The 17,941-nt window shown below is 64.8% G+C and carries 19 protein-coding genes; 11 read left to right on the top strand and 8 right to left on the bottom strand.

The features are described from left to right. The first annotated feature begins 310 nt into the window (after positions 1-310). Genes ACFXKA_RS33700 through ACFXKA_RS33715 form a run of 4 tightly spaced genes read left to right on the top strand, consistent with a single transcriptional unit; the run spans position 311 to position 5,181 of the window. Positions 311-1,099, top strand: coding sequence for a hypothetical protein (locus tag ACFXKA_RS33700; protein WP_379430381.1), 789 nt, complete (start codon positions 311-313; stop codon positions 1,097-1,099). Continuing rightward, positions 1,096-2,382: a hypothetical protein gene (locus ACFXKA_RS33705; protein WP_379430382.1), complete on the top strand. Its 1,287-nt coding sequence runs from the start codon at positions 1,096-1,098 to the stop codon at positions 2,380-2,382. Before ACFXKA_RS33700 ends, ACFXKA_RS33705 begins: the two co-directional genes overlap by 4 nt. Before the next feature lie 58 nt (positions 2,383-2,440). Further along, on the top strand, positions 2,441-4,297 hold the full coding sequence (locus ACFXKA_RS33710; protein WP_379430383.1) for a type IV secretory system conjugative DNA transfer family protein: 1,857 nt from the start codon (positions 2,441-2,443) through the stop codon (positions 4,295-4,297). After that, positions 4,294-5,181: a DUF4913 domain-containing protein gene (locus tag ACFXKA_RS33715; protein ID WP_379430384.1), complete on the top strand. Its 888-nt coding sequence runs from the start codon at positions 4,294-4,296 to the stop codon at positions 5,179-5,181. Before ACFXKA_RS33710 ends, ACFXKA_RS33715 begins: the two co-directional genes overlap by 4 nt. Before the next feature lie 63 nt (positions 5,182-5,244). Here ACFXKA_RS33715 and ACFXKA_RS33720 read toward each other — a convergent pair whose 3' ends face one another. Then, positions 5,245-5,751, bottom strand: coding sequence for a hypothetical protein (locus ACFXKA_RS33720; protein WP_379430385.1), 507 nt, complete (start codon positions 5,749-5,751; stop codon positions 5,245-5,247). Between the two features lie 450 nt (positions 5,752-6,201). Here ACFXKA_RS33720 and ACFXKA_RS33725 point away from each other — a divergent pair, with 450 nt between their 5' ends. Together ACFXKA_RS33725 and ACFXKA_RS33730 are read left to right on the top strand one after the other, a co-directional pair. After that, positions 6,202-6,672, top strand: coding sequence for an NUDIX domain-containing protein (locus tag ACFXKA_RS33725; protein ID WP_379430386.1), 471 nt, complete (start codon positions 6,202-6,204; stop codon positions 6,670-6,672). Positions 6,673-6,677: 5 nt separating this feature from the next. Next, on the top strand, positions 6,678-7,574 hold the full coding sequence (locus ACFXKA_RS33730) for a hypothetical protein (RefSeq protein ID WP_379430387.1): 897 nt from the start codon (positions 6,678-6,680) through the stop codon (positions 7,572-7,574). Here ACFXKA_RS33730 and ACFXKA_RS33735 read toward each other — a convergent pair. The 7 genes from ACFXKA_RS33735 to ACFXKA_RS33765 form a co-directional block, all read right to left on the bottom strand. Continuing rightward, positions 7,525-7,992, bottom strand: a complete 468-nt coding sequence (locus ACFXKA_RS33735) for a MaoC/PaaZ C-terminal domain-containing protein (protein ID WP_379430388.1) — start codon at positions 7,990-7,992, stop codon at positions 7,525-7,527. The genes ACFXKA_RS33730 and ACFXKA_RS33735 overlap by 50 nt on opposite strands. After that, complete coding sequence (locus ACFXKA_RS33740; RefSeq protein ID WP_379430389.1) at positions 7,992-8,750, bottom strand: SDR family NAD(P)-dependent oxidoreductase; 759 nt, start codon at positions 8,748-8,750, stop codon at positions 7,992-7,994. Before ACFXKA_RS33740 ends, ACFXKA_RS33735 begins: the two co-directional genes overlap by 1 nt. Positions 8,751-8,820: 70 nt before the next feature. Then, complete coding sequence (locus ACFXKA_RS33745; protein WP_379430390.1) at positions 8,821-9,966, bottom strand: acyl-CoA dehydrogenase family protein; 1,146 nt, start codon at positions 9,964-9,966, stop codon at positions 8,821-8,823. A gap of 8 nt (positions 9,967-9,974) precedes the next feature. Further along, positions 9,975-10,751, bottom strand: a complete 777-nt coding sequence (locus ACFXKA_RS33750) for an enoyl-CoA hydratase-related protein (protein WP_379430391.1) — start codon at positions 10,749-10,751, stop codon at positions 9,975-9,977. Continuing rightward, the gene (locus ACFXKA_RS33755) at positions 10,748-12,418 is read right to left on the bottom strand and encodes a long-chain-fatty-acid--CoA ligase (RefSeq protein ID WP_379430392.1); all 1,671 of its coding nucleotides are present in this window, start codon (positions 12,416-12,418) and stop codon (positions 10,748-10,750) included. Before ACFXKA_RS33755 ends, ACFXKA_RS33750 begins: the two co-directional genes overlap by 4 nt. 8 nt (positions 12,419-12,426) lie before the next feature. Then, positions 12,427-13,602 (bottom strand): thiolase family protein, encoded by a 1,176-nt coding sequence (locus ACFXKA_RS33760; protein WP_379430393.1) that lies wholly within the window; start codon positions 13,600-13,602, stop codon positions 12,427-12,429. After that, complete coding sequence (locus tag ACFXKA_RS33765) at positions 13,599-14,444, bottom strand: CoA transferase (RefSeq protein ID WP_379430394.1); 846 nt, start codon at positions 14,442-14,444, stop codon at positions 13,599-13,601. Before ACFXKA_RS33765 ends, ACFXKA_RS33760 begins: the two co-directional genes overlap by 4 nt. A 103-nt stretch (positions 14,445-14,547) precedes the next feature. Here ACFXKA_RS33765 and ACFXKA_RS33770 point away from each other — a divergent pair, with 103 nt between their 5' ends. The 5 genes from ACFXKA_RS33770 (at position 14,548) to ACFXKA_RS33790 (ending at position 17,835) form a co-directional block, all read left to right on the top strand. Then, complete coding sequence (locus ACFXKA_RS33770; RefSeq protein ID WP_379430395.1) at positions 14,548-15,180, top strand: TetR/AcrR family transcriptional regulator; 633 nt, start codon at positions 14,548-14,550, stop codon at positions 15,178-15,180. Positions 15,181-15,505: 325 nt separating this feature from the next. Beyond that, on the top strand, positions 15,506-15,715 hold the full coding sequence (locus tag ACFXKA_RS33775; protein WP_379430396.1) for a hypothetical protein: 210 nt from the start codon (positions 15,506-15,508) through the stop codon (positions 15,713-15,715). 56 nt (positions 15,716-15,771) lie between these two features. Then, a complete protein-coding gene (locus tag ACFXKA_RS33780; protein ID WP_379430397.1) occupies positions 15,772-16,827 on the top strand; it encodes a hypothetical protein in 1,056 nt (351 codons plus the stop codon). After that, the gene (locus tag ACFXKA_RS33785; protein ID WP_379430398.1) at positions 16,824-17,030 is read left to right on the top strand and encodes a helix-turn-helix domain-containing protein; all 207 of its coding nucleotides are present in this window, start codon (positions 16,824-16,826) and stop codon (positions 17,028-17,030) included. Before ACFXKA_RS33780 ends, ACFXKA_RS33785 begins: the two co-directional genes overlap by 4 nt. Positions 17,031-17,178: 148 nt before the next feature. Beyond that, on the top strand, positions 17,179-17,835 hold the full coding sequence (locus ACFXKA_RS33790; protein ID WP_379430399.1) for an IS630 family transposase: 657 nt from the start codon (positions 17,179-17,181) through the stop codon (positions 17,833-17,835). The last annotated feature ends 106 nt before the right edge of the window (positions 17,836-17,941 follow it).

Here is a 17,941-nt window from a genome sequence, read left to right on the forward strand (position 1 = left end):
TCCTGCACAGGTGACCATGCACGTCGCATGAGAACACCGCGGGATATCGGACTCGTTGTGGCGCGCTGGCGCCGACCACTGCGAGAACTACTCAGCAACTTCTCCGCGAGGGACATTAGGCGACCGCGAAGGCGGAAACATGGTGTCCGACAAATACTTCGACAATTCTGCTGACGAGCCAGCATCTGGAAAGCTCCCACGCACATCCGGATCGGCCCGGCCCTTACGTGCACAGGACCCGACCCCGACGACTACGCCGGCGGGGGATCGGTTGGCGGCTGTGCGTCGGATGTATGGATCGAAATTCGATGTGCCCCAAGCGTTGCGCGAGGGCGCGATCGCTCACCGATTCGGCGCCGACGACATCGACGCCGTCCACGCCGCGAAACTCAAAGCCGTCCAGAACGCCGCATTCCTGCGCGCGGCATGGATGACCAACGCCGTCGCCAACGATCTCGACATCGGCGATCCCCGACCCCGCTGGGCGATGTTCGTCAACGGGATCGCCGAAGACCTGCACGCGGCACGCCTCGACGCCGCGCAGGCAGGAGTCGATTCCGCCGATATCGAGCATGCCGACAAGGTCGGTGCCAGCGGACTCGCCTGGGAACAGCAGCCCGCTCACCGGCTGTTGGGCCGTCTCGAAGACCTCAGCCACGAGCTGTATCACCTCGGCAGCCACAACGCCGAACAAGCCGAACGGATCCGACACCTCACTCAGCGGCTGGACACCGCCGAGGCCGCTATCGACGCCCTCGGCGACACCGTGGCCCAGCAGGAGGTCTCGCTCCGCGAACTGCTAGGCGAAATCGTCGACCACCACTGGAACACCAGCCGCCCCGAGACGGTGAACGCGCCGCAATCGCTGGCGAGGTTGCGTGAGGCCAACACGATCCTTGCCGCCGCCAACACCGTCGACGCCGCCCTGAACGTAGCGGAATCTCCCGACAGTGGCCCACCGGCGGGCACCGACATCGGCACTGCGGTCGAGGTCGCTCTGGCAGGCGCCGATCCGACCACCAACGAGGATCCGGCCCACCCAGCGCCACCGGTCGCACCGCACCCGTCCGCCGCGCCCGCACCGGAGGTCGAGCCATGACCTGGATCGCTGAACCGGTCGGGTACGCCAACCCTGCTTACTACTCCGACTCGGCCGACCGCATCGAACGGCAACTGCGCGCCGATTTCGCCAAGTACTACCAGTTGCGCGAGATCGCACCCTTCGGTGACACACCAGATGACACCGCCGACATGACCCAGCAGGCAGACGATCTCGCGACGCGGTGGGGACGCCACGAATCACCGCAACGCCGCCGGATGTGGGAGACGCTGCAGGCCGCGGTAATGGGCTGGGAAGTCCGCCCCGACCTCGCGCGCCGCAACTTCGACCAACTTGCTCGCGCACGCCAGGCCGGAGATCTCGATGTCGACGACACCTTGTGGCGCAGCCTGCAGCAGGCCCGCGCAATCACCGGCCACGGCACCGATTTCCCCGTCGCCGGTTCCACCCAGGACGCGGTGCACCGATTCCCGAATCTGGAGCTCGAGCCCGCACTCACCGACCACGCGCACCGAGCCGGACCCGAATCCGATTCGCGCACTGCCGTGGAGCGCACCCTCGGCGCACCCCGTGACAGATCCGCCGACGCGACCGCGACGACTCTCGATCAGATCGAGGCTGTGATCACCGCGACCGATGCTGCCCTTGACGCTGAGGAAGAGGCCGGTGATCTCGATACCGGCCGCGACGCCCGCGCAATGCTGCTGCCCAGGGCTGTGCGTGAGGCGCCGATCAGCTACAACTACGCCCAATCCGAGGTGTGGGAGCTACGCCAGGCCGCGCTGCTGCGCGAGGTCCAAGACCTCGCCTGCGAACACAGCAGCCTCGCCGACGCCTTCGACGGAAACGACGATCAAGCCCGCATCACCAGACTCGAAGCCTTACGCGACGGGCTGGCCTCGGCGCGCCGGGACGCGCTGCGCGCCGGCGTGCCCGCCCCCGATGTCGACCGCGCCTATGTCCTCGGCCGGGACGGCACCTACTGGAGCACCGAACCCTCCCACCCGCGTCTGGGCCGCATCGCGCAACTGTCCGACGAACGCGACCGCGCCCGCGCCGAGGCCGCCGCCCTACGCAGCCGACAAACCAGCCCGCCACAGCGCACCGACGTCATCATCCATCTATCCTCTGAAACAACCAACGGCACAACAGTTTCCACCGACGTCCCAAACCCAGCATCCGCTGAGGGCGGCGCTCGGATCGTCGAAGCCATCGACGCCGTTCTCGCCGACGCGGACGCCGAGAACTGGACCGAAACCGATCCCGCCACGCACGACCCCACCTCATCGAGTGCGGAGACCGAGCTCGGGGTGCAGCCATGAAAGCGAATGCACAGCAAACGATCCCACGGCACCTGACGCGCGAAGCGGAGTTGGTGTCATGCCGGTGAGAGAGACTCGCCGCCGCAAGACCGGCGGCCTCGGCGAGGAAGCATGGCTGCTACTACTGTTCCTCGCTGCTGTCTTCGTCGCGCTTCTCGGCTGGGCTGCCTTGTCCGCGGGGAGCTTGATGGCAGGGCTGCCGGTGACGGCGAATCCGGTCGCCGCGCTGCTCGAGATCGCTCTCGGACGACGGACCTGGCCGTGGCAATCCACCTGCGTCGCCATCGTTTTCGCTGGCGGCGGCGCGGCTGGCGCGCTCGCGACTCGGCGGCGGCTGCCCGCGCGTGCCGGTCTCGACTCGGCCGCGCGAACGATGGCCCCACCACGCGCCATCACGCTCGCCCGAGCTCGAGACAACCGCACTGCCGCGACCCGCCTGCTCAAAGACGCACCCGCCGACATACGCCAGCGCCCGGGGCCGCCGCTGGGACGCACCGTGATCGGCGATGTCGACCTGTTCGTGCCCGCCGAGCTGGGGGTGTTCATCGCCGCCGGCCAACGGACCGGCAAAACCATGGCCTGGGCCATCCCCGCGCTGCTCTCGGCCTGGGGACCAGCGCTGGCCACCAGCAACAAACCCGATCTCTACCGGCACACCAGATTCGGGCGCGCGCAGCGTGGCCGTGTGTGGCTGTGTGACCTGCAAGCCGTCACCGGACGCGCGGAATGCGAGTTCTGGGTCGATCTGCTCGCCAAGGTCAACAGCCTGCCCGCCGCACGGAAGCTGGCGGCCTTCTTCGTCAGCGGATCCTCCGGCTCCGCAGCCCAGCAAGCCAACGCCAAGGTCGACTCGTACTTCGATGGTGGTGCGCAGGAGCTGCTGGCCCTGTACATGTTCGCTGCGGCGTGTGCCGGCGGCGATCTGCTGCATGTCGCCGAATGGCTCTCCGGCGACCAAGACCAAGCACCTGCGTTGATCCTGCGCCACCACGGCCACCACCGGCCCGCCCAGCGGATCCTCGACGCGCAAAGCCTGTATGCCCGGCAACGAGATGGGTTGTACGACATGGGCAGACGATTCCTCAACGTGCTCAGCGACGCCGACTACGCCCGCATGATCACCCCACCGGCCCGCAAACGCTTCACCGTCTACGAGGGCGAAGACACCATCGTCATCGACATCACCCACGAACCCGCCACCCACGCACTACCGGAATTCAAACCCGCCCACTTCGTCCACAGCAACGACACCCTCTACGCGCTGTCGATGGCCGGTCCCGACTCCGCCGGACCGTTGACCGCCGCGCTGGTGGGACAGATCCTCGAAGCCGCCCTCGCCGTGGCACGTTCACGGTTGGACGGTCGGCTGGCGGTGCCGCTGCTGGCGGTCCTCGACGAAGCCGCCAACTGCGCCCGCATCGGTGAACTGCCCAGCTACTACACCTACTGTGGCGGCTGCGGCATCATCCTCATGACCATCATCCAAGTCCTCGAACAAGGCGAAGACCTGTGGGGCGTCAACGGGGTGAAAACCATGCGCGCTCAATCGATCGAACTCTACGGCGGCAACATCGCCGCCGTGAACTACCTCGAGGAATGGTCGAAAATGATCGACGAACACGACGTCGCCGACCGCTCCCGCTCCATCGGCCCCGGCGGAGTCAACCACACCGTGTCCTGGCGCGCCGAGCCGATCCTCAACGTCGCCAAACTCGGCGCACTACCCAAAAACCGCGCCCTGATCCGGCTGCCGGGCCACGAACCGATCCTCGTGCGCAAGATCTTCTGGTGGGACCACCCAGAGCTCGCGCCGGTCGTCAACGCTTCCCTGGCCGAGTTCGAGCGCACCGTTTCGCTGGTGAAAAAGCCGCGAACGCCCAGCGAGAACGGACGGCAAGGAGGTACCCCGCAGTGACCACGACATCGTCTGGGCCGGCCTCATCTCAGAGCGGATCCGGCAAGAAGGTGCCCAAGCCCCCCGCATTTCCCGATTTCGTCGCATTCGGTGAGAAATGGCTGTTTCCGTTCGTCACCGTCCGGCTGGCCGAAGCCAACCGCGAGAACACATACACGTGGTGTGCGCAGTGGTGGCGGCATCGTCCTGTCGCCGTGCGAATCGCGCACCTGCACAACGCGTTCGAAGCCTCGCGCCGCAGCGAATCCGGTGGCGCCATCTCGAGCCTTCTTCTCAGCCACATCGACGCCCACATGCGCGTTATCCTCGATGCCGCCAACGGTCCCCTGCACCGCTGCGCCAGAGCCAAACACACCGCACTGCCTTCATTGTCCGCGGAACCGGTACCGCCAGGATGGTTCGGGCCGCCGCGCCGTCCCCGGCCCGCGAATGATGACGGCGCAGACCGCAAGACCAAACCACCACGCTTCACGCACTACTCCACCTTCGTCGACCGATGGCTCCTACCCGTGTCCGCGGTCCGGGTGGCGGCGAATCATCGTGAAGGCCAATACACTTGGTGTCGGCAATGGTGGGCACACCACGGAGTGGCGGTCCGATTGGCCGCCTTGCATGCCGTGTTCGAAGCCGCGCGCGTCACCGAAGACCGCACGGCGATGAGCACACTGTTCGTCTCGCACATCGACCCACACATGCGCGTCATCCTCGATGCAGCACAAGGGCCATTACATCGATGCACCCCAACCCGGCACGTTCCCCAGCCCGGACTTCCCTTCGACGCTGTGCCGACGGCATGGTTCGGACCGCCGGGAGAGAATCCTCCGATTGACGAACTCGGATTCGGACCAGACTTCCGGGCACTACGCGATACGGCGTCGACCTGAATCCACTGCAGACATTTGTTCGGCGCCGGGGTGACAGAGCGGCAAACAGGCGATCAGTAGCGGCTACGAGAAACGCCTCTTCGCAGCGCCACGACGCAGTCGGGATGCCCAGCTGTCACGGTTCTCGGTGGCAATCAGCGGGTTCGTAGCAGGGATGGCCCCAAGAAAGAAGACCAGTGCACCGGCCACATACCCGACGACCAGTGACACCGCGATGGCGCAGATGCAGCATATGAGGGTCACCAGTAGCGGCGCGCTCGCCCCGAAGATGGCCGAAGGATCACGCCACGACGAACGTGGCCCATTCAGTACCTCGACGGGAATGTTTTCACGTAAGCCCTGGGCATCCCATTCGGCATTCCGGGCAGCGACCGATTGCTCAAGCTGGGCGGTCTCTGCCCGCAGGTCCTTACAGCGGATCCAAGAGGCGATCACCGCCGCCATAATCGCTGCGCCCAGGAACTGTTTGGCATGCAGGAGGATCACCATTAACACGACAAGCAGCAACAGCCAAATTCGGCTCGGCAGCGACGATTTCGACCAGACCTTCGTGGCGCGAGATGAGGTCAAAGTCAAAACCTCAACCCGAAGTATTCGGTCGCGTCAGCACCAGCATCGACGTCGCAGGCACCGCTGCCGGCCGCGGGTGGCGTTAGGCATGCCGGGATCCTGTGTTCCCCCCGGGGCGGAGGTCGTCGTCGGCCCATCGGCGGACAGCACGAGCAACTTGAATCATGTCGTCGATCGGCTGAGGATCGACGGGGCCACCGGGAATGGATAGTGAGTGCCTGGGTTTCGTTCCGGCAGAGCGTGCTTCATCATCTCCTCGGGTGACATCGGCGGCGTTTGCCCTGCTCTCAGCGTGGATCACAGCTGGCCGGGCTTCCATGCACGGCGGCGTCCGCCGGGTATGCATCCGACGCATAATCAATCACCTCAAGTGGCACTAGGCTCGGTGCGCTCGACCCAGTTCCTCCAGAAACAAACCAGCTCAACGCATGTGCGGAGCCTTCGAAAGGAGTGGTTGTGGACACGGCTATTCAGCCGAGCCAGGTCGCAAAGCCGCCGCGTCACAAGGTGACCGGCGATGTGCATCTGCTGCTGCGCCGCGCTGACCGAGTGCTTTTCGGTCAGCGCCAGAACACCGGGTACGAGGATGGGGCATGGCATCTCCCGTCCGGACACCTCGAGGCAGGCGAATCGGTCGTCGAGGCTCTCATCCGTGAAGCCGACGAAGAAGTAGGCGTCCGCATCATGCCCGAAGATGTGCAGTTCGCCCACATCATGCACAACTCGTCCTCGGGCGGCCGGATGGCCTTCTTCTTCCTCGTCGACGAATGGGAGCAGGACCCCGTCAACCGAGAACCGGACAAATGCAATGGGCTGGAATGGTTTTCGCTCAACCCTCTGCCTGATCACCTGATCGCCTACTGCCGGACTGCGCTCGAGCACATCGACGCCGGCCAGCAGTTCTCGGTCTTCGGCTGGTAGATCGTATGACCACGCAAGGCAGACCGGCAGTGTGCGTCAGCTACCTCGCGGCGGCCGAGCTGTGGAGCGTGCCGAAGTTCCCCGCTCCGAACCACGGGGCCGAAATCCTGACCACCGAGGAGTCCATCGCCGCGGACGGCCCCATGACGGCCGCCGTTCTCGCTGCGCTGGATGTCCCAACTCTTTTGGTGGCCAACCGGATCGGCAACGATGACGTGGGCGGGAGAGTCGGTCGCTGGCTACAGCAGCATCACGTGCCCTCAACTGCTGTAGTCAGCGCCGATGTCGTGACCCCGAAGATCGTCGTGGTCGCAGACGGGCGGGATACCCGGACATGGTTCGCGTACCTGCCCGAGGTCACCGACGAGTTGAGCCGCTGCGACCTGTCGCCGATCGGCACGGCGTCGATGGTGTATCTCGATGCGTATCAGCTCATCGAGGCCGCAGTGATCCGCGTGGTCAGGGCCGCGCGGGACTGCGGTACTGAGCTGCTGGTCAATCTGGGCGGATCACCACTGTCGGACGCGCTGCGCCTCGAGTTGTCCGGCTACCAGAACCTGATCATCCAAACCAACGTCGACGACGAATCCCGCAGCGGCGTGCCAGCGGCTCAGCAAGCTCATCTACTGGGCCGAGACCTTGAAGATCCCCGCGGAGCTTCTGTGATCCTTCACCGCGGTTCCGCGCACGACCAGGCTCACGGTTCCCGGCTGGGCGACCTCCCGTTCCACGGCCGCCCGCTGGCCCAGGAAACCGTGGCCCAGTGGCTCAAGCTCACCCAAAGCGCGATTCGGTGGTCGGCCTGGTCCCTGTCGGCGGGGATGGTGACGGTTCCATGCCTACCCGCGCCTCCTACACGGTCCGTCCACGACTGTGCAGGAAAACAACTGCGGTGGCGGTGAGCACAATATCGCCTTCGCCGTTCACCAGTTCGGCCGCCGTAGTGACACGGCCGCGAGAGCGGTCATCGAGCGATACCTCGGTGATCACCATCGATCCGGTTAGCACGTCGTTTGGGCGGACCGGACGGACGAATACGGCCTCCTGGATCTTCCTGCCTGCGATCGCCTTCCACCGACCGTCGACGCGGAGCACAGCAAGCCGCTGATAGATCGAGAGAGTGTGCAGACCGCTCGCAATGAGCCCGCCGAAACCATGGCCCTCGGCCGCCGCAGAATCGATGTGGAACGGTTGTGGATCCCACCTCGACGCGAAGTCGACCAACTCTTCTTCGGTCACCGTGTGGTGTCCGAGCTCGTACTTCTCGCCGACAACCAGATCGTCCGCATAGATGTCGCGGCTCGAATGATTCTCCGGCATTACTTGGGAGGCATCCGGACGGCGCCGTCGAGGCGGATGGTCTCGCCGTTGAGCATCGGATTGGTGACGATGGCCTCCACCAGATGTGCGAATTCTCTGGGATCGCCGAGTCGGTGCGGGTGCAGCGTCAGCGCCTCGAGTGCGGTCATCGCGGCTTCCGGAAGCGAGGCGAGTAGCGGCGTTTTGAACAGCCCCGGGGCGATAGTGTTGACGCGAATCAGCAGCGACGCCAGGTCACGCGCGATCGGCAGGGTCGCTGCCATCACGCCGCCCTTGGACGCCGCGTAGGCCGCCTGGCCGATCTGACCATCAAAGGCCGCGCCGGACGAGGTGTTGACGATGACGCCGCGCTCGCCAGCGACGGGCTCGTTCTGCGACATCGCGTATGCCGCCAGGCGCAGGACGTTGAAGGTTCCGATCAGGTTGATCTTGATGACCTTCTCGAACGCATCGAGTGGGAACGGGCCCTTCTTGCTCACGGTTTTGATGCCGTTGCCGATGCCGGCGCAGTTGACGACGATGCGCAAGGTGTTGTCGGCGTTCGCGAGCTCCACGGCCTTGGTCACCGCGTCCTCGTCGGTGACGTCAGCGGGCACGAACTGGACGTCGTCGCCGAGCGCGGTCAACGCGTCGGTGCTGGCTGACGGGAGGTCTATCGCGACCACGCGAGCGCCGGACTTCGCGAGGGCAGCCACCGTGGCCAGACCGAGTCCGGAGGCACCGCCGGTCACGAGTGCGCTGGTACCTGCAATCTCCATGGGCTTCTTCCTTCTATCGAAAATCGTTGTGCGGCACCAGTTCGTTGTGCGGCACTAATTGAAAGGTGGCCTACAGGCTGCGGGCGATCAGGACTTTCATGATCTCGTTGGTGCCGCCGTAGATCTTCTGCACCCGAGCCGCGGCATACATTTGCGCGATGGGGTACTCCATCATGTATCCGTAACCACCGAATACCTGCAGGCATCGGTCGATGATCTGGACCTGTTTGTCGGATCCCCACATCTTGACCATCGACGCCGTTGCCGGATCGAGGGTGCCGTCGAGGTATCGCTGAATGCAGTAGTCGGCGAGCGCCTTGCCGGCGAGCACCTCCGCCTTGCATTCGGCCAGCACGAACTTCGTGTTCTGGAAGTCGAGGATCGGCTTGCCGAACGCGGTGCGCTCCTTGGCGTACTTGATGGTCTCGAGAACTGCGGCCTCGGCCATCGCGACAGCCTCGATGCCGATGGTGAGCCGTTCGCGAGGAAGCTGCTCCATCAACTGTGCGAAGCCCCTACCCTCGACACCGCCGAGCAGGTTCGCTACCGGCACCCGCATGCCGGTGAACGAGAGCTCACGGGTGTCCTGGCCGTGCTGGCCGATCTTGTCGAGTACCCGGCCGCGCTCGAACCCCGCGAGGCCGTGCGTCTCGGCGACGATCAGGGAGATCCCGTTCTCCGTCTTCGCCACGATCACCAGCAGGTCGCAGTGGGATCCGTTGGAGATGAACGTCTTCGAACCGTTGATGACGTACTCGTCACCGTCACGGACCGCCGTGGTGCGAATCGACTGCAGGTCCGATCCGGTGCCGGGCTCGGTCATCGCGACCGCGATCACCATCTCACCGCTGACCAGTTTCGGAATCCACCGCTGCTTCTGCTCCTCGGAGGCGTAGCTGCTGATGTATTGCGAACCCAGCACCGAATGAACTCCGAAGCCGAATGCCGTGTCGTGCGCGTACGCACGTTCCTGCATGACCACAACTTCGTGACCGAAACTGCCTCCGCCGCCGCCGTACTGCTCCGGCAGGTTCAGGCACAGCAGTCCGGCGTCGCCGGCCTTGTTCCAGAATTCGCGGTCGACCTGCTGCTGCTTGGCCCACTTGGCCTGGTTGGGTGTGGCTTCCTTACGGAAGAATTCCGCGGCGTGCTTGCGTAGGAGCCGCTGGTCGTCGGTCTCCCACGGAGATACATACTCGGGAAACAGTTCAGACATGGTGTTCTCTACCTTCCGGTGAATTTGGGAGCGCGCTTGCCGAGGAACGCGGTCTGCCCCTCGAGGCTGTCTGCGGAATGCACAGCCACGTAGAAGTTGCGTTTTTCGTGTGCGAGGCCCTGAGCCAGCGAGGTTTCGAAGGAGGCCAGAGCCGCATCCTTGACCAATGCCACCGCCAGCGGTGAGTTCTGCGCGATGCGCTGCCCCATCGCGGTCGCGTGGGCGAGCGTCTCGCCATCGGCTACCACCTCGGCGACAATGCCTGCCGCGCAGGCTTGTTCGGCCGTCATGAAGTCGCCTGTCAGGAGCATGGCCATCGCCTTGGACTTGCCGACGGCTTTGACCAGTCGCTGGGTTCCGCCGGCGCCGGGTATCGCTCCGATCTTTACCTCGGGAACACCGAACCGCGCACCTTCGCCGGCGATCACGATGTCGCAGGCCAGCGCCAGTTCGCAGCCCCCACCGAGGGCGAACCTCTCCACGGCCGCGATGACCGGCTTCGGGAATGCCTCGAGGATCGACCAGAATGTCTCGCCGGTTCCGGCGCCGACCAGCGGCTGGGCACGGATCTCGTCGAACGCCGTGATATCGGCGCCGGCGCAGAACACGCCGTCGGCGCCGGAAATGACGACCGCCAGCACACTCTCGTCGGTTCGCAGCGCCGTAAGTTCCGCTGCCATCGCATCCAGCAACTCATTGTTGAGGCTGTTCTTCGCCTTCGGCCGGTTGATCTCGAGGAGAGCCACCGCGCCGCGCCGAGTCGAGTTCAGAAGCTGTTCGCTCACGGCGCCGCATCCTTGTACACGTCGGCGTAATCGACCCGCAGGACCTTCTTGTCCAGTTTGCCGACGCTGGTGCGCGGCAACTCGTCGACGAAGAGAACTGTGTCGGGCATCTGCCAGTTCGCGAAGCGGTCGCCGAGGACGGCGATGATGTCGTCGCGGGTGAGCTCAGCGCCCTCGACGGGCACGATGAGGGCCAGCGGGCGCTCCTGCCATTTCGGGTGTGCGACGCCGACGACGGCCGCGTCGTGTACCAGCGGGTGCCCGACGATAGCGTTCTCCATGTCGATCGACGAGATCCACTCGCCGCCGCTCTTGACCACATCCTTGATGCGGTCGGTCAGCTTGAAGTACCCGTTCGGGTAGATCGTCCCGACATCTCCGCTGCGCCAGTACCCGTCGAGGAAGCGATCGGCGTCGTCCTCGAGCTTGTGGTACCGCTCGATGACCCACGGACCGCGCACCAGCACCTCGCCGACGCTCTTGCCGTCGTGCGGCACGTCGTTGCCCGCGGCGTCGACGATTCGGATATCGACACCGGACGTCGGTAGGCCCTGGAAACGCTTGAGGTCCCACTTCTCGTCGTCGGTGATCGTGCCCTGCAACGACGGCTTGATCCCGAGATTCATGGTGATCAGCGGGGTTGTCTCGGTTGCGCCGTAGCCCTGGACGAAGTCCGCGCCGGTCAGCTCGTAGAACTCTCGCATCAGCGACAGCGCAGGCTCGGTCGCACCTGAGAGCAGCCGAGTCCTGCTGAAGTCCGGCTTCACTTCCAGCGTCTTGATGTAATCCAGCATCGGCTGGAAGATGGCCGGTGCACCGTTGGCGACGGTGACGTTCTCCTCGATCATCTTGTCGACCAGCAGCGAGGTGTTCTCTGCCATGTAGCGGCCGGGCAGAACGATCTTCGCTGCGGCCCACATGGTGGTGTGTGGCAGCGACCACGACTGGCCGTGGAACATCGGGGTGATGAGCATCGCGGTGTCATCGCGGCGCATGTTGGTGGCCGCGGCCATCGCCATCGCGTGCAGGTAGCTACCCCGATGCGAGTAGTAGACCCCCTTCGGGCGACCCGTCGTTCCAGACGTGTAGCACGCACTGTAGGCGGAGGTCTCGTCGATGATGGGCCAATCGATTTCGGTGTCGGCCTGGGCCATGAGGTCCTCGAGGTGTAGGACATTCACGAGCGTGGTGTTGATCTCTGCGAGCGGCTTGTCCGTCATCACGATCCAGCCCTTGACCTTCGGCACGTGTGGTGCCAGGGCTTCGGCGATCGGCAGCAGGGTTTCATCGACCAGGATCCACTGCGCGTCGGCGTGGTCGGTGACGTAGCTGAGGTCCTCGGTCGACAGGCGCAGGTTCATCTGCAGCATGACCGCGGCAAGGCCGGGGATGGCCCAGCTGAGCTCGAAGTGCCGCTTGCTGTTCCAGTCGAGGAGTCCGACGGTGTCGGCCGGGCCGACACCGAGAGCCTTGAGCGCGTTCGCTGCCTGCTTGACCCGGATGTACGCGTCGGCGTACGTGTACCGCCCCCAGCCGCCGGCTGTCGTGCGATACACGATTTCCTGCTCCGGGTAGGTCCGCACCGCATGCCGGATCAGATTGGTGGTGTTGAGCTGATAGTTGTCGCCGTGCGTCGACGGCAGGCCCTTGACGATGTTCGGGACCATGTTCTTCCTCAGATCCGTTCGATGATGGTGGCGTTAGCGGTACCGCCGGCCTCGCAGATGGTCTGCAGGCCGTATCGCTTTCCAGTGCGCTCGAGCTCGCACAGCAGGTCGGTGAGCATCCGCGCGCCGGTCGAGCCGAGAGGATGTCCGATCGCAATCGAGCCGCCGTTGACGTTGAGCTTGTCGTCGGGGATGCCGAATTCTCGTTGGACCATCAGCGGGACCCCGGCGAAGGCTTCGTTGACCTCGAACAGATCGATGTCTTCGGCGGTCAGGCCAGCGAACTTGAGCGCTTTATGGGTGGCGTCGAGTACAGCGGTGAACTGAATGATCGGATCGGCGGCGGCCACCGACATGGACAGAAGCCTGGCCCGCGGGCGCAGCCCGTGTCGCTCCGCGTAGCCACGGTTGGCGATCAGCAGGGCGGCGGCACCATCGCTGATCTGCGAGGAGTTCGCGGCGGTGGTGGCGCCGTCCGCAGCGAAGATCGTCTTCAGCGACGCGATCTTCGCCGGGTCCATCTCCTTGCGGATGCCCTCATCCTCGGTGATTTCGGGGCCGGTACCGGCCGCCGGATCCGAGGTAATCGCGACCATCTGCTCTCGGAACTTGCCCGCCTCGGTGGCTGCGTGGGCGCGCTGGTGGCTACGCATCGCGAATTCGTCGAGTTCTTCACGAGTGAACCCGAAGTGAGTGTTGAGCAGCTCCGACGCCGCGCCCTGCGCGACCATCTTGTTGTCGTAGCGCGCCAGCTCACGCGGCGCATACTGCGGGCCCAACGGGGCGCCGGGAGCGAAGGCAGCCGGAATCGGGACCTGCGACATCGACTCCACGCCGCAGGCGATCGCCAAGTCGTAGGTGCCGGCGATGACGCCGAACGCCGCGAAGTTGACGGCTTGCTGACCCGAGCCGCATTGGCGATCGAGGGTCACCGCGGGCACCGACTCCGGCAGTCCGGAAGCCAACACCGCGTGCCGACCTATGTTGCCGGATTGGTGCTCATGCTGCATTGCGCACCCCGTTATCACATCGTCGATATCGGCGGCATCGATTCCGTTGCGCTCAACCAGTTCTCGCAGCGTGTGACCCAGTAGGTCTGCCGGGTGCCACTGGCTCAGGGCGCCGCCCCGCTTACCGACCGGGGTGCGTACGGCCCCGACTATCACTGCTTCGCGAGCGTTCACTTCACAACTCCTCGTTCTGGCGTGCGAATGCCGGCGATGGGGATATCCACCCTCTCGGCGAGTTCTTCCCAATGACTGGTGTTCTCTTCCGCGAAGACCCGTGCGAGATCTTCGTGCGTGTCGGCCACGCCGAGAGCCTCGAGCGTGCGCGCGCTGAAGTGCGGTTCGACTGCGCCCAAGGCGATATAGCCGTCGGCGGTCGCGTAGATTCCGTACGTCGGGATCGCTCCTCCGAGCGGATCACCGGGTCCCGAAAGCCCGTACCGCACTGCCGCGCCGGCATCGGCAGCCGCATCCTCGAGCACTACCCGATAGCGTCGTCCAGCAGTGGAGTTCGACTTGTTCCGCAGCGCGAGTAGGGCGGCGGACACCGCGCGTTCGGCACCGAGGAGGTCGACGACCGGCACTGTCGGCATCAATGGAGGCTGCAGAGTCCCGTACGCGGCCTGGTAGGTCAGGTCATGTCCGGGACGTTCCTCGAGATCGCCGTCGTGGCCGACGATCTCGATGTGGGAGAGCCCCGCGAACTTCTCGTGCGCGTTGTCGAGCCCGAGCCTGCGTAGCGCTGAGGGGCGCATAGCGGTCAGCAGCAGGTCTGCACCTGCCAGCTCGTCCTCCAGCTTGGCGCGATCACCCGAGTCCTTCAGATCCAGAACCGTGACGTGCTGCTTGCCTGTGAGCTCGGAGTACCAGTCGGGTACTACAGCGGCCAGGGGATCACCCATCGGAGGTTCGACCTTTGTCACGGTCGCGCCGAAGCTTGCCAACCGGGCGGCCGCGAGCGGTCCCGGGAGGTTCACCGCGAGCGATACGACGCGAACGCCGTCGAGAATGTCGTGCATTGGACTCCTTTCACCTACCACGCTATACGATCGTATAGTCTTTTGCACGAATGTCTAGTGGTTTGGGCAGACGGTATGCTCCCTCTCTAACCGAGGGAGCAAGATGGGACCGAGAACCGATCCGCGCGCGAGCCCGGACGACCTGACCGCAAAGGCGCGCATCCGCAACGCCGCCATGGACCTGTACGCGGAATTCGGTGAGGAACGAACCTCAATGCGCGCAATCGCCGCGGCCGCAGGTGTCACGGTCGGGCTCCTCGTGCACCACTTCAAGACCAAGGACGGCATCCGTGACGCCGTCGAGCAGTTGGTGGTCGACTACTTCGCTCAGGCGATTGAGCGGGTCCCAGCAAGTGGTACCCCCAGAGACAGCGCCTCGGCCCGCGATGCCGCCGTGGAGGAAATGCTCAAGTCGAATCCAGCCGTGGTGAACTACCTGCGCCGGGCATTGTTGGACCCGACTGGGCAGAATGGGCAGCTGCTCGAGCGTCTGACGGATTTAACCCGCACCGAGCTCACCAAAGCGCGCGACGCCGGCCTCGTGTCCCCACACAGGCGCGACTCGACGCAGATCATCGATATCATGGTCCGCCAACTCGGCCAGCTCTTCTTGCAACCAATGATCGACACCATGTGGGACCAGGTTTCTGGGCCTGATGAGTCAGGCGCTGAGAAACCAGTGCTGACGGTGTACGTCCGGGACCCCAGCCAAGGTCCCGGAAAGGTCGGATCATAGGGGACTGGCCTGGGATTGATGAGTGTCGGGCTGGCGACGCGAGGGTGTGACCCACGGTTGATGGAGGTTGCGACGCCACCCACCCGAAGCCCGAAGTGTGAGGTCACACCCATTTGGGTTCCGGAATGGCAGGTGCGACTTGGGTCGCGGCTCTGCCAGTCAGCAATCGAAAACCTTCCGCGCGAGAAGCTCCCGTTCACGGGCTTGGACCTCCAGCGGATGCCGGAGCTCCAAGCGCCATGCAAGGTCAAATCGTCGTCTTCGCTGCGCTCGGCCGCGGCTGCGATATGGTCGGCCGCCTCCACGGTTCATCGGCACTTTGCCCGTGACTCTCAGCTGGCCGCCAAGGGGCAGGCCCGGCGAGCAGATCGCCGCCGAGCTGGGAGTGTCGGCGGCAGCGATGTGCAACTCGCGCCGCCAGTTCGGCGGCATTGGCTACACGGGTCATCTCCGGCGGGGTTTGCTGGTGAAGGTCGGCGTGGTGGGCGTGTCGGTGGGGTCGGTACGAGCGAATTCCGGCGTGGTGGGGCGTTGATGGGTTGACGATGGTCGACACCGTGGAGGTGTGGTGTCGTGGCCAGGGATCCGAGGGTGGAGTTGTATGCGGCGATCCGCCGCGACCTGCGTGCGGGGGTGCCGAAGATGACGATCGAGGCCAAGTACCACGTGGGCCACGTGACGGTCGCCAAGGCGATGGAATCGGCGTGGCCGCCGCCGCGGCAGGAGTATCCGCAACGGGAATCGCGGCTGGACCCGTTCAAGCCGGTGATCGATGCGATCCTGCGGTCGGATCTGGATGCGCCCCACAAGCAGCGCCGTACCGCGATGCGGATCTACCACCGGCTGCTCGACGAGTACGGGATGACCGATCTGGGCTACGACACCGTCCGGCTCTACATTCGCGACCGCAAACCACAGATCCGGATCGAGGCCGGCTGCGAGCCCACCGAGGTGTTCATCCCGCAGGCGCATCATCCCGGCGAGGAGGCCGAGGTCGATTTCGGGGAGTTCGTGGTGCGCCGCCGTGGTGAGACGCTGACCTGGTTTCTGTTCTCGCTGCGAATGTCGTTCTCGGGCAAGGCGGTTCACCTGGCCTCGACCTCGGGCGGGCAAGAAGCGCATCTCCGCCCGCGAAATCTGGGAACGCCTGCTCGACGAACACCACTGCGCCATCACCTACGAATCCGTCCGCGCCTATCTGCGCAGTCGCCGCGGCCCGGCACCACGAGCCCCGCTGCCGGTCACCGGCGAAGTCGAAACCCCACCAGCGGCATCCAAGACGAAGCCCACGCCCGTCAGCTCCGAACCCACCGAGCCGAATGTCCTCCTCACCCAGCTCGCCGAACTGGCCCAGGAAATGCACCTCTGACACCGACACCGAACACGAAGTTGCGCCAACAATCTGGCACGAACCCGAGATCTGTCGTCTGCCACCTATCTGGCGCACTGCTGCTCAGAGCTAGTGCTGCGTTCCTCAATGATCGTGTAACTTGTTGCTGGTCTTGGTGGTTCGGGCGTGGTCGAGGTGGGTTCTGCCGAAGCTTTTGGTTGCGCGAGACGCGCGTAATGTGTTGGAAGAGCGCAAGATTCGAAAGCTGGCCGCGGCTCGGCATGCGCCTGGGGATTGGATCCGGCGGGCGCGGATGATCGCGGCGAGTTGGGATGGTAAGTCGACCGCGCAGATCGCGGGCGAGCTGGGCTGCCATCCACAGACGGTGCGAGAACGACTGCACCGGTTCAACACTCACGGACTGGAAGGGTTGGGAGACCAGGCCGGGTCAGGGCGCAAGCCGCGGCTGACCGAAGCCGCATCGTGGCCTTGGTCGCCACAACGCCGCCAGGGCGTCTGATGCGGCAATCCGACGGTGGGCTGCACGCCGAGAAAGACGCGGCAGCCTCGTGCTGGACTCTGGATTCCCTGACCGATGTCCTGCGCGCCGAGGGCATCGTCGTAGGACGTAGTCAGGTTCGCAGAATCCTTGTCGCAGAGGGCGTTCGATGGCGTCGGCCACGGTCGTGGACGACGAGCAAGGGTCCCTACTTCGTCCCAAAAGAACCCACATCGTCGGTCTGTACACGCAGCCACCCGAAGGTGCCACGGTAGTCTGCGCCGACGAGCTGGGCCCGGTGTCGCCTCGTACATTCGGCCCCGCCCCGGGGTGGTCGGTCGACGGTCACCGGATCAAGGCACCCCTGGAATATTCGCGCGGCCCGGACAGGGTCTGGGTGTACGGCTCGATCCGCGTCCGCGACGGCCACGCCGTCACGCTCACCGCTTCCTCCCGCAACAGCATCAACTATCAGCGTTTTCTGGAACTGGTCGAACAAGCCAACCCCGTCGGCGATATCTACGTGATCACCGACAACCTCTCCAGCCACAACAGCAAATCCACCCGCGAATGGCTCGAAGACCATCCACGGATCAAACACGCGTTCATCCCCGTCGGGGCGTGCTGGCTCAACCTGCAAGAGCCGTGGTGGCGGATCTTCCGGCGAGAAGCCCTCGCCGGCCAGACTTTCGCCGACGCAACCGAGATCGACCACGCCACCCGACAAGCCACCGCCGCACTCAACGCCCGCGCCCGACCATGGGTCTGGGGACGTCCTGCACCGAAACCGAGAATCCTACGCCGACGTTTTACCTATCACCTTTAAGGAACGCAGCACTAGTGTGTCGCGCCTGAAATGCATCCCGTAAGTTGTTAGCCTGTTTCGGTGTCGCATCGTGGGCCTTCTGCTGTTGAGATCGTTGTGTCCGATG

Origin of the sequence: Nocardia sp. NPDC059228 (assembly GCF_042754245.1) — a bacterium.
Taxonomy (GTDB): domain Bacteria; phylum Actinomycetota; class Actinomycetes; order Mycobacteriales; family Mycobacteriaceae; genus Nocardia.

Excerpts from the sequence above, each read along its gene's own strand:
- ACFXKA_RS33705 (WP_379430382.1), top strand. The coding sequence starts at position 1,096 with ATGACCTGGATCGCTGAACCGGTCGGGTACGCCAACCCTGCTTACTAC.
- ACFXKA_RS33710 (WP_379430383.1), top strand. The coding sequence starts at position 2,441 with ATGCCGGTGAGAGAGACTCGCCGCCGCAAGACCGGCGGCCTCGGCGAG.
- ACFXKA_RS33730 (WP_379430387.1), top strand. The coding sequence starts at position 6,678 with ATGACCACGCAAGGCAGACCGGCAGTGTGCGTCAGCTACCTCGCGGCG.
- ACFXKA_RS33735 (WP_379430388.1), bottom strand. The coding sequence starts at position 7,992 with ATGCCGGAGAATCATTCGAGCCGCGACATCTATGCGGACGATCTGGTT.
- ACFXKA_RS33740 (WP_379430389.1), bottom strand. The coding sequence starts at position 8,750 with ATGGAGATTGCAGGTACCAGCGCACTCGTGACCGGCGGTGCCTCCGGA.
- ACFXKA_RS33745 (WP_379430390.1), bottom strand. The coding sequence starts at position 9,966 with ATGTCTGAACTGTTTCCCGAGTATGTATCTCCGTGGGAGACCGACGAC.
- ACFXKA_RS33755 (WP_379430392.1), bottom strand. The coding sequence starts at position 12,418 with ATGGTCCCGAACATCGTCAAGGGCCTGCCGTCGACGCACGGCGACAAC.
- ACFXKA_RS33765 (WP_379430394.1), bottom strand. The coding sequence starts at position 14,444 with ATGCACGACATTCTCGACGGCGTTCGCGTCGTATCGCTCGCGGTGAAC.
- ACFXKA_RS33770 (WP_379430395.1), top strand. The coding sequence starts at position 14,548 with ATGGGACCGAGAACCGATCCGCGCGCGAGCCCGGACGACCTGACCGCA.
- ACFXKA_RS33785 (WP_379430398.1), top strand. The coding sequence starts at position 16,824 with ATGATCGCGGCGAGTTGGGATGGTAAGTCGACCGCGCAGATCGCGGGC.
- ACFXKA_RS33790 (WP_379430399.1), top strand. The coding sequence starts at position 17,179 with ATGGCGTCGGCCACGGTCGTGGACGACGAGCAAGGGTCCCTACTTCGT.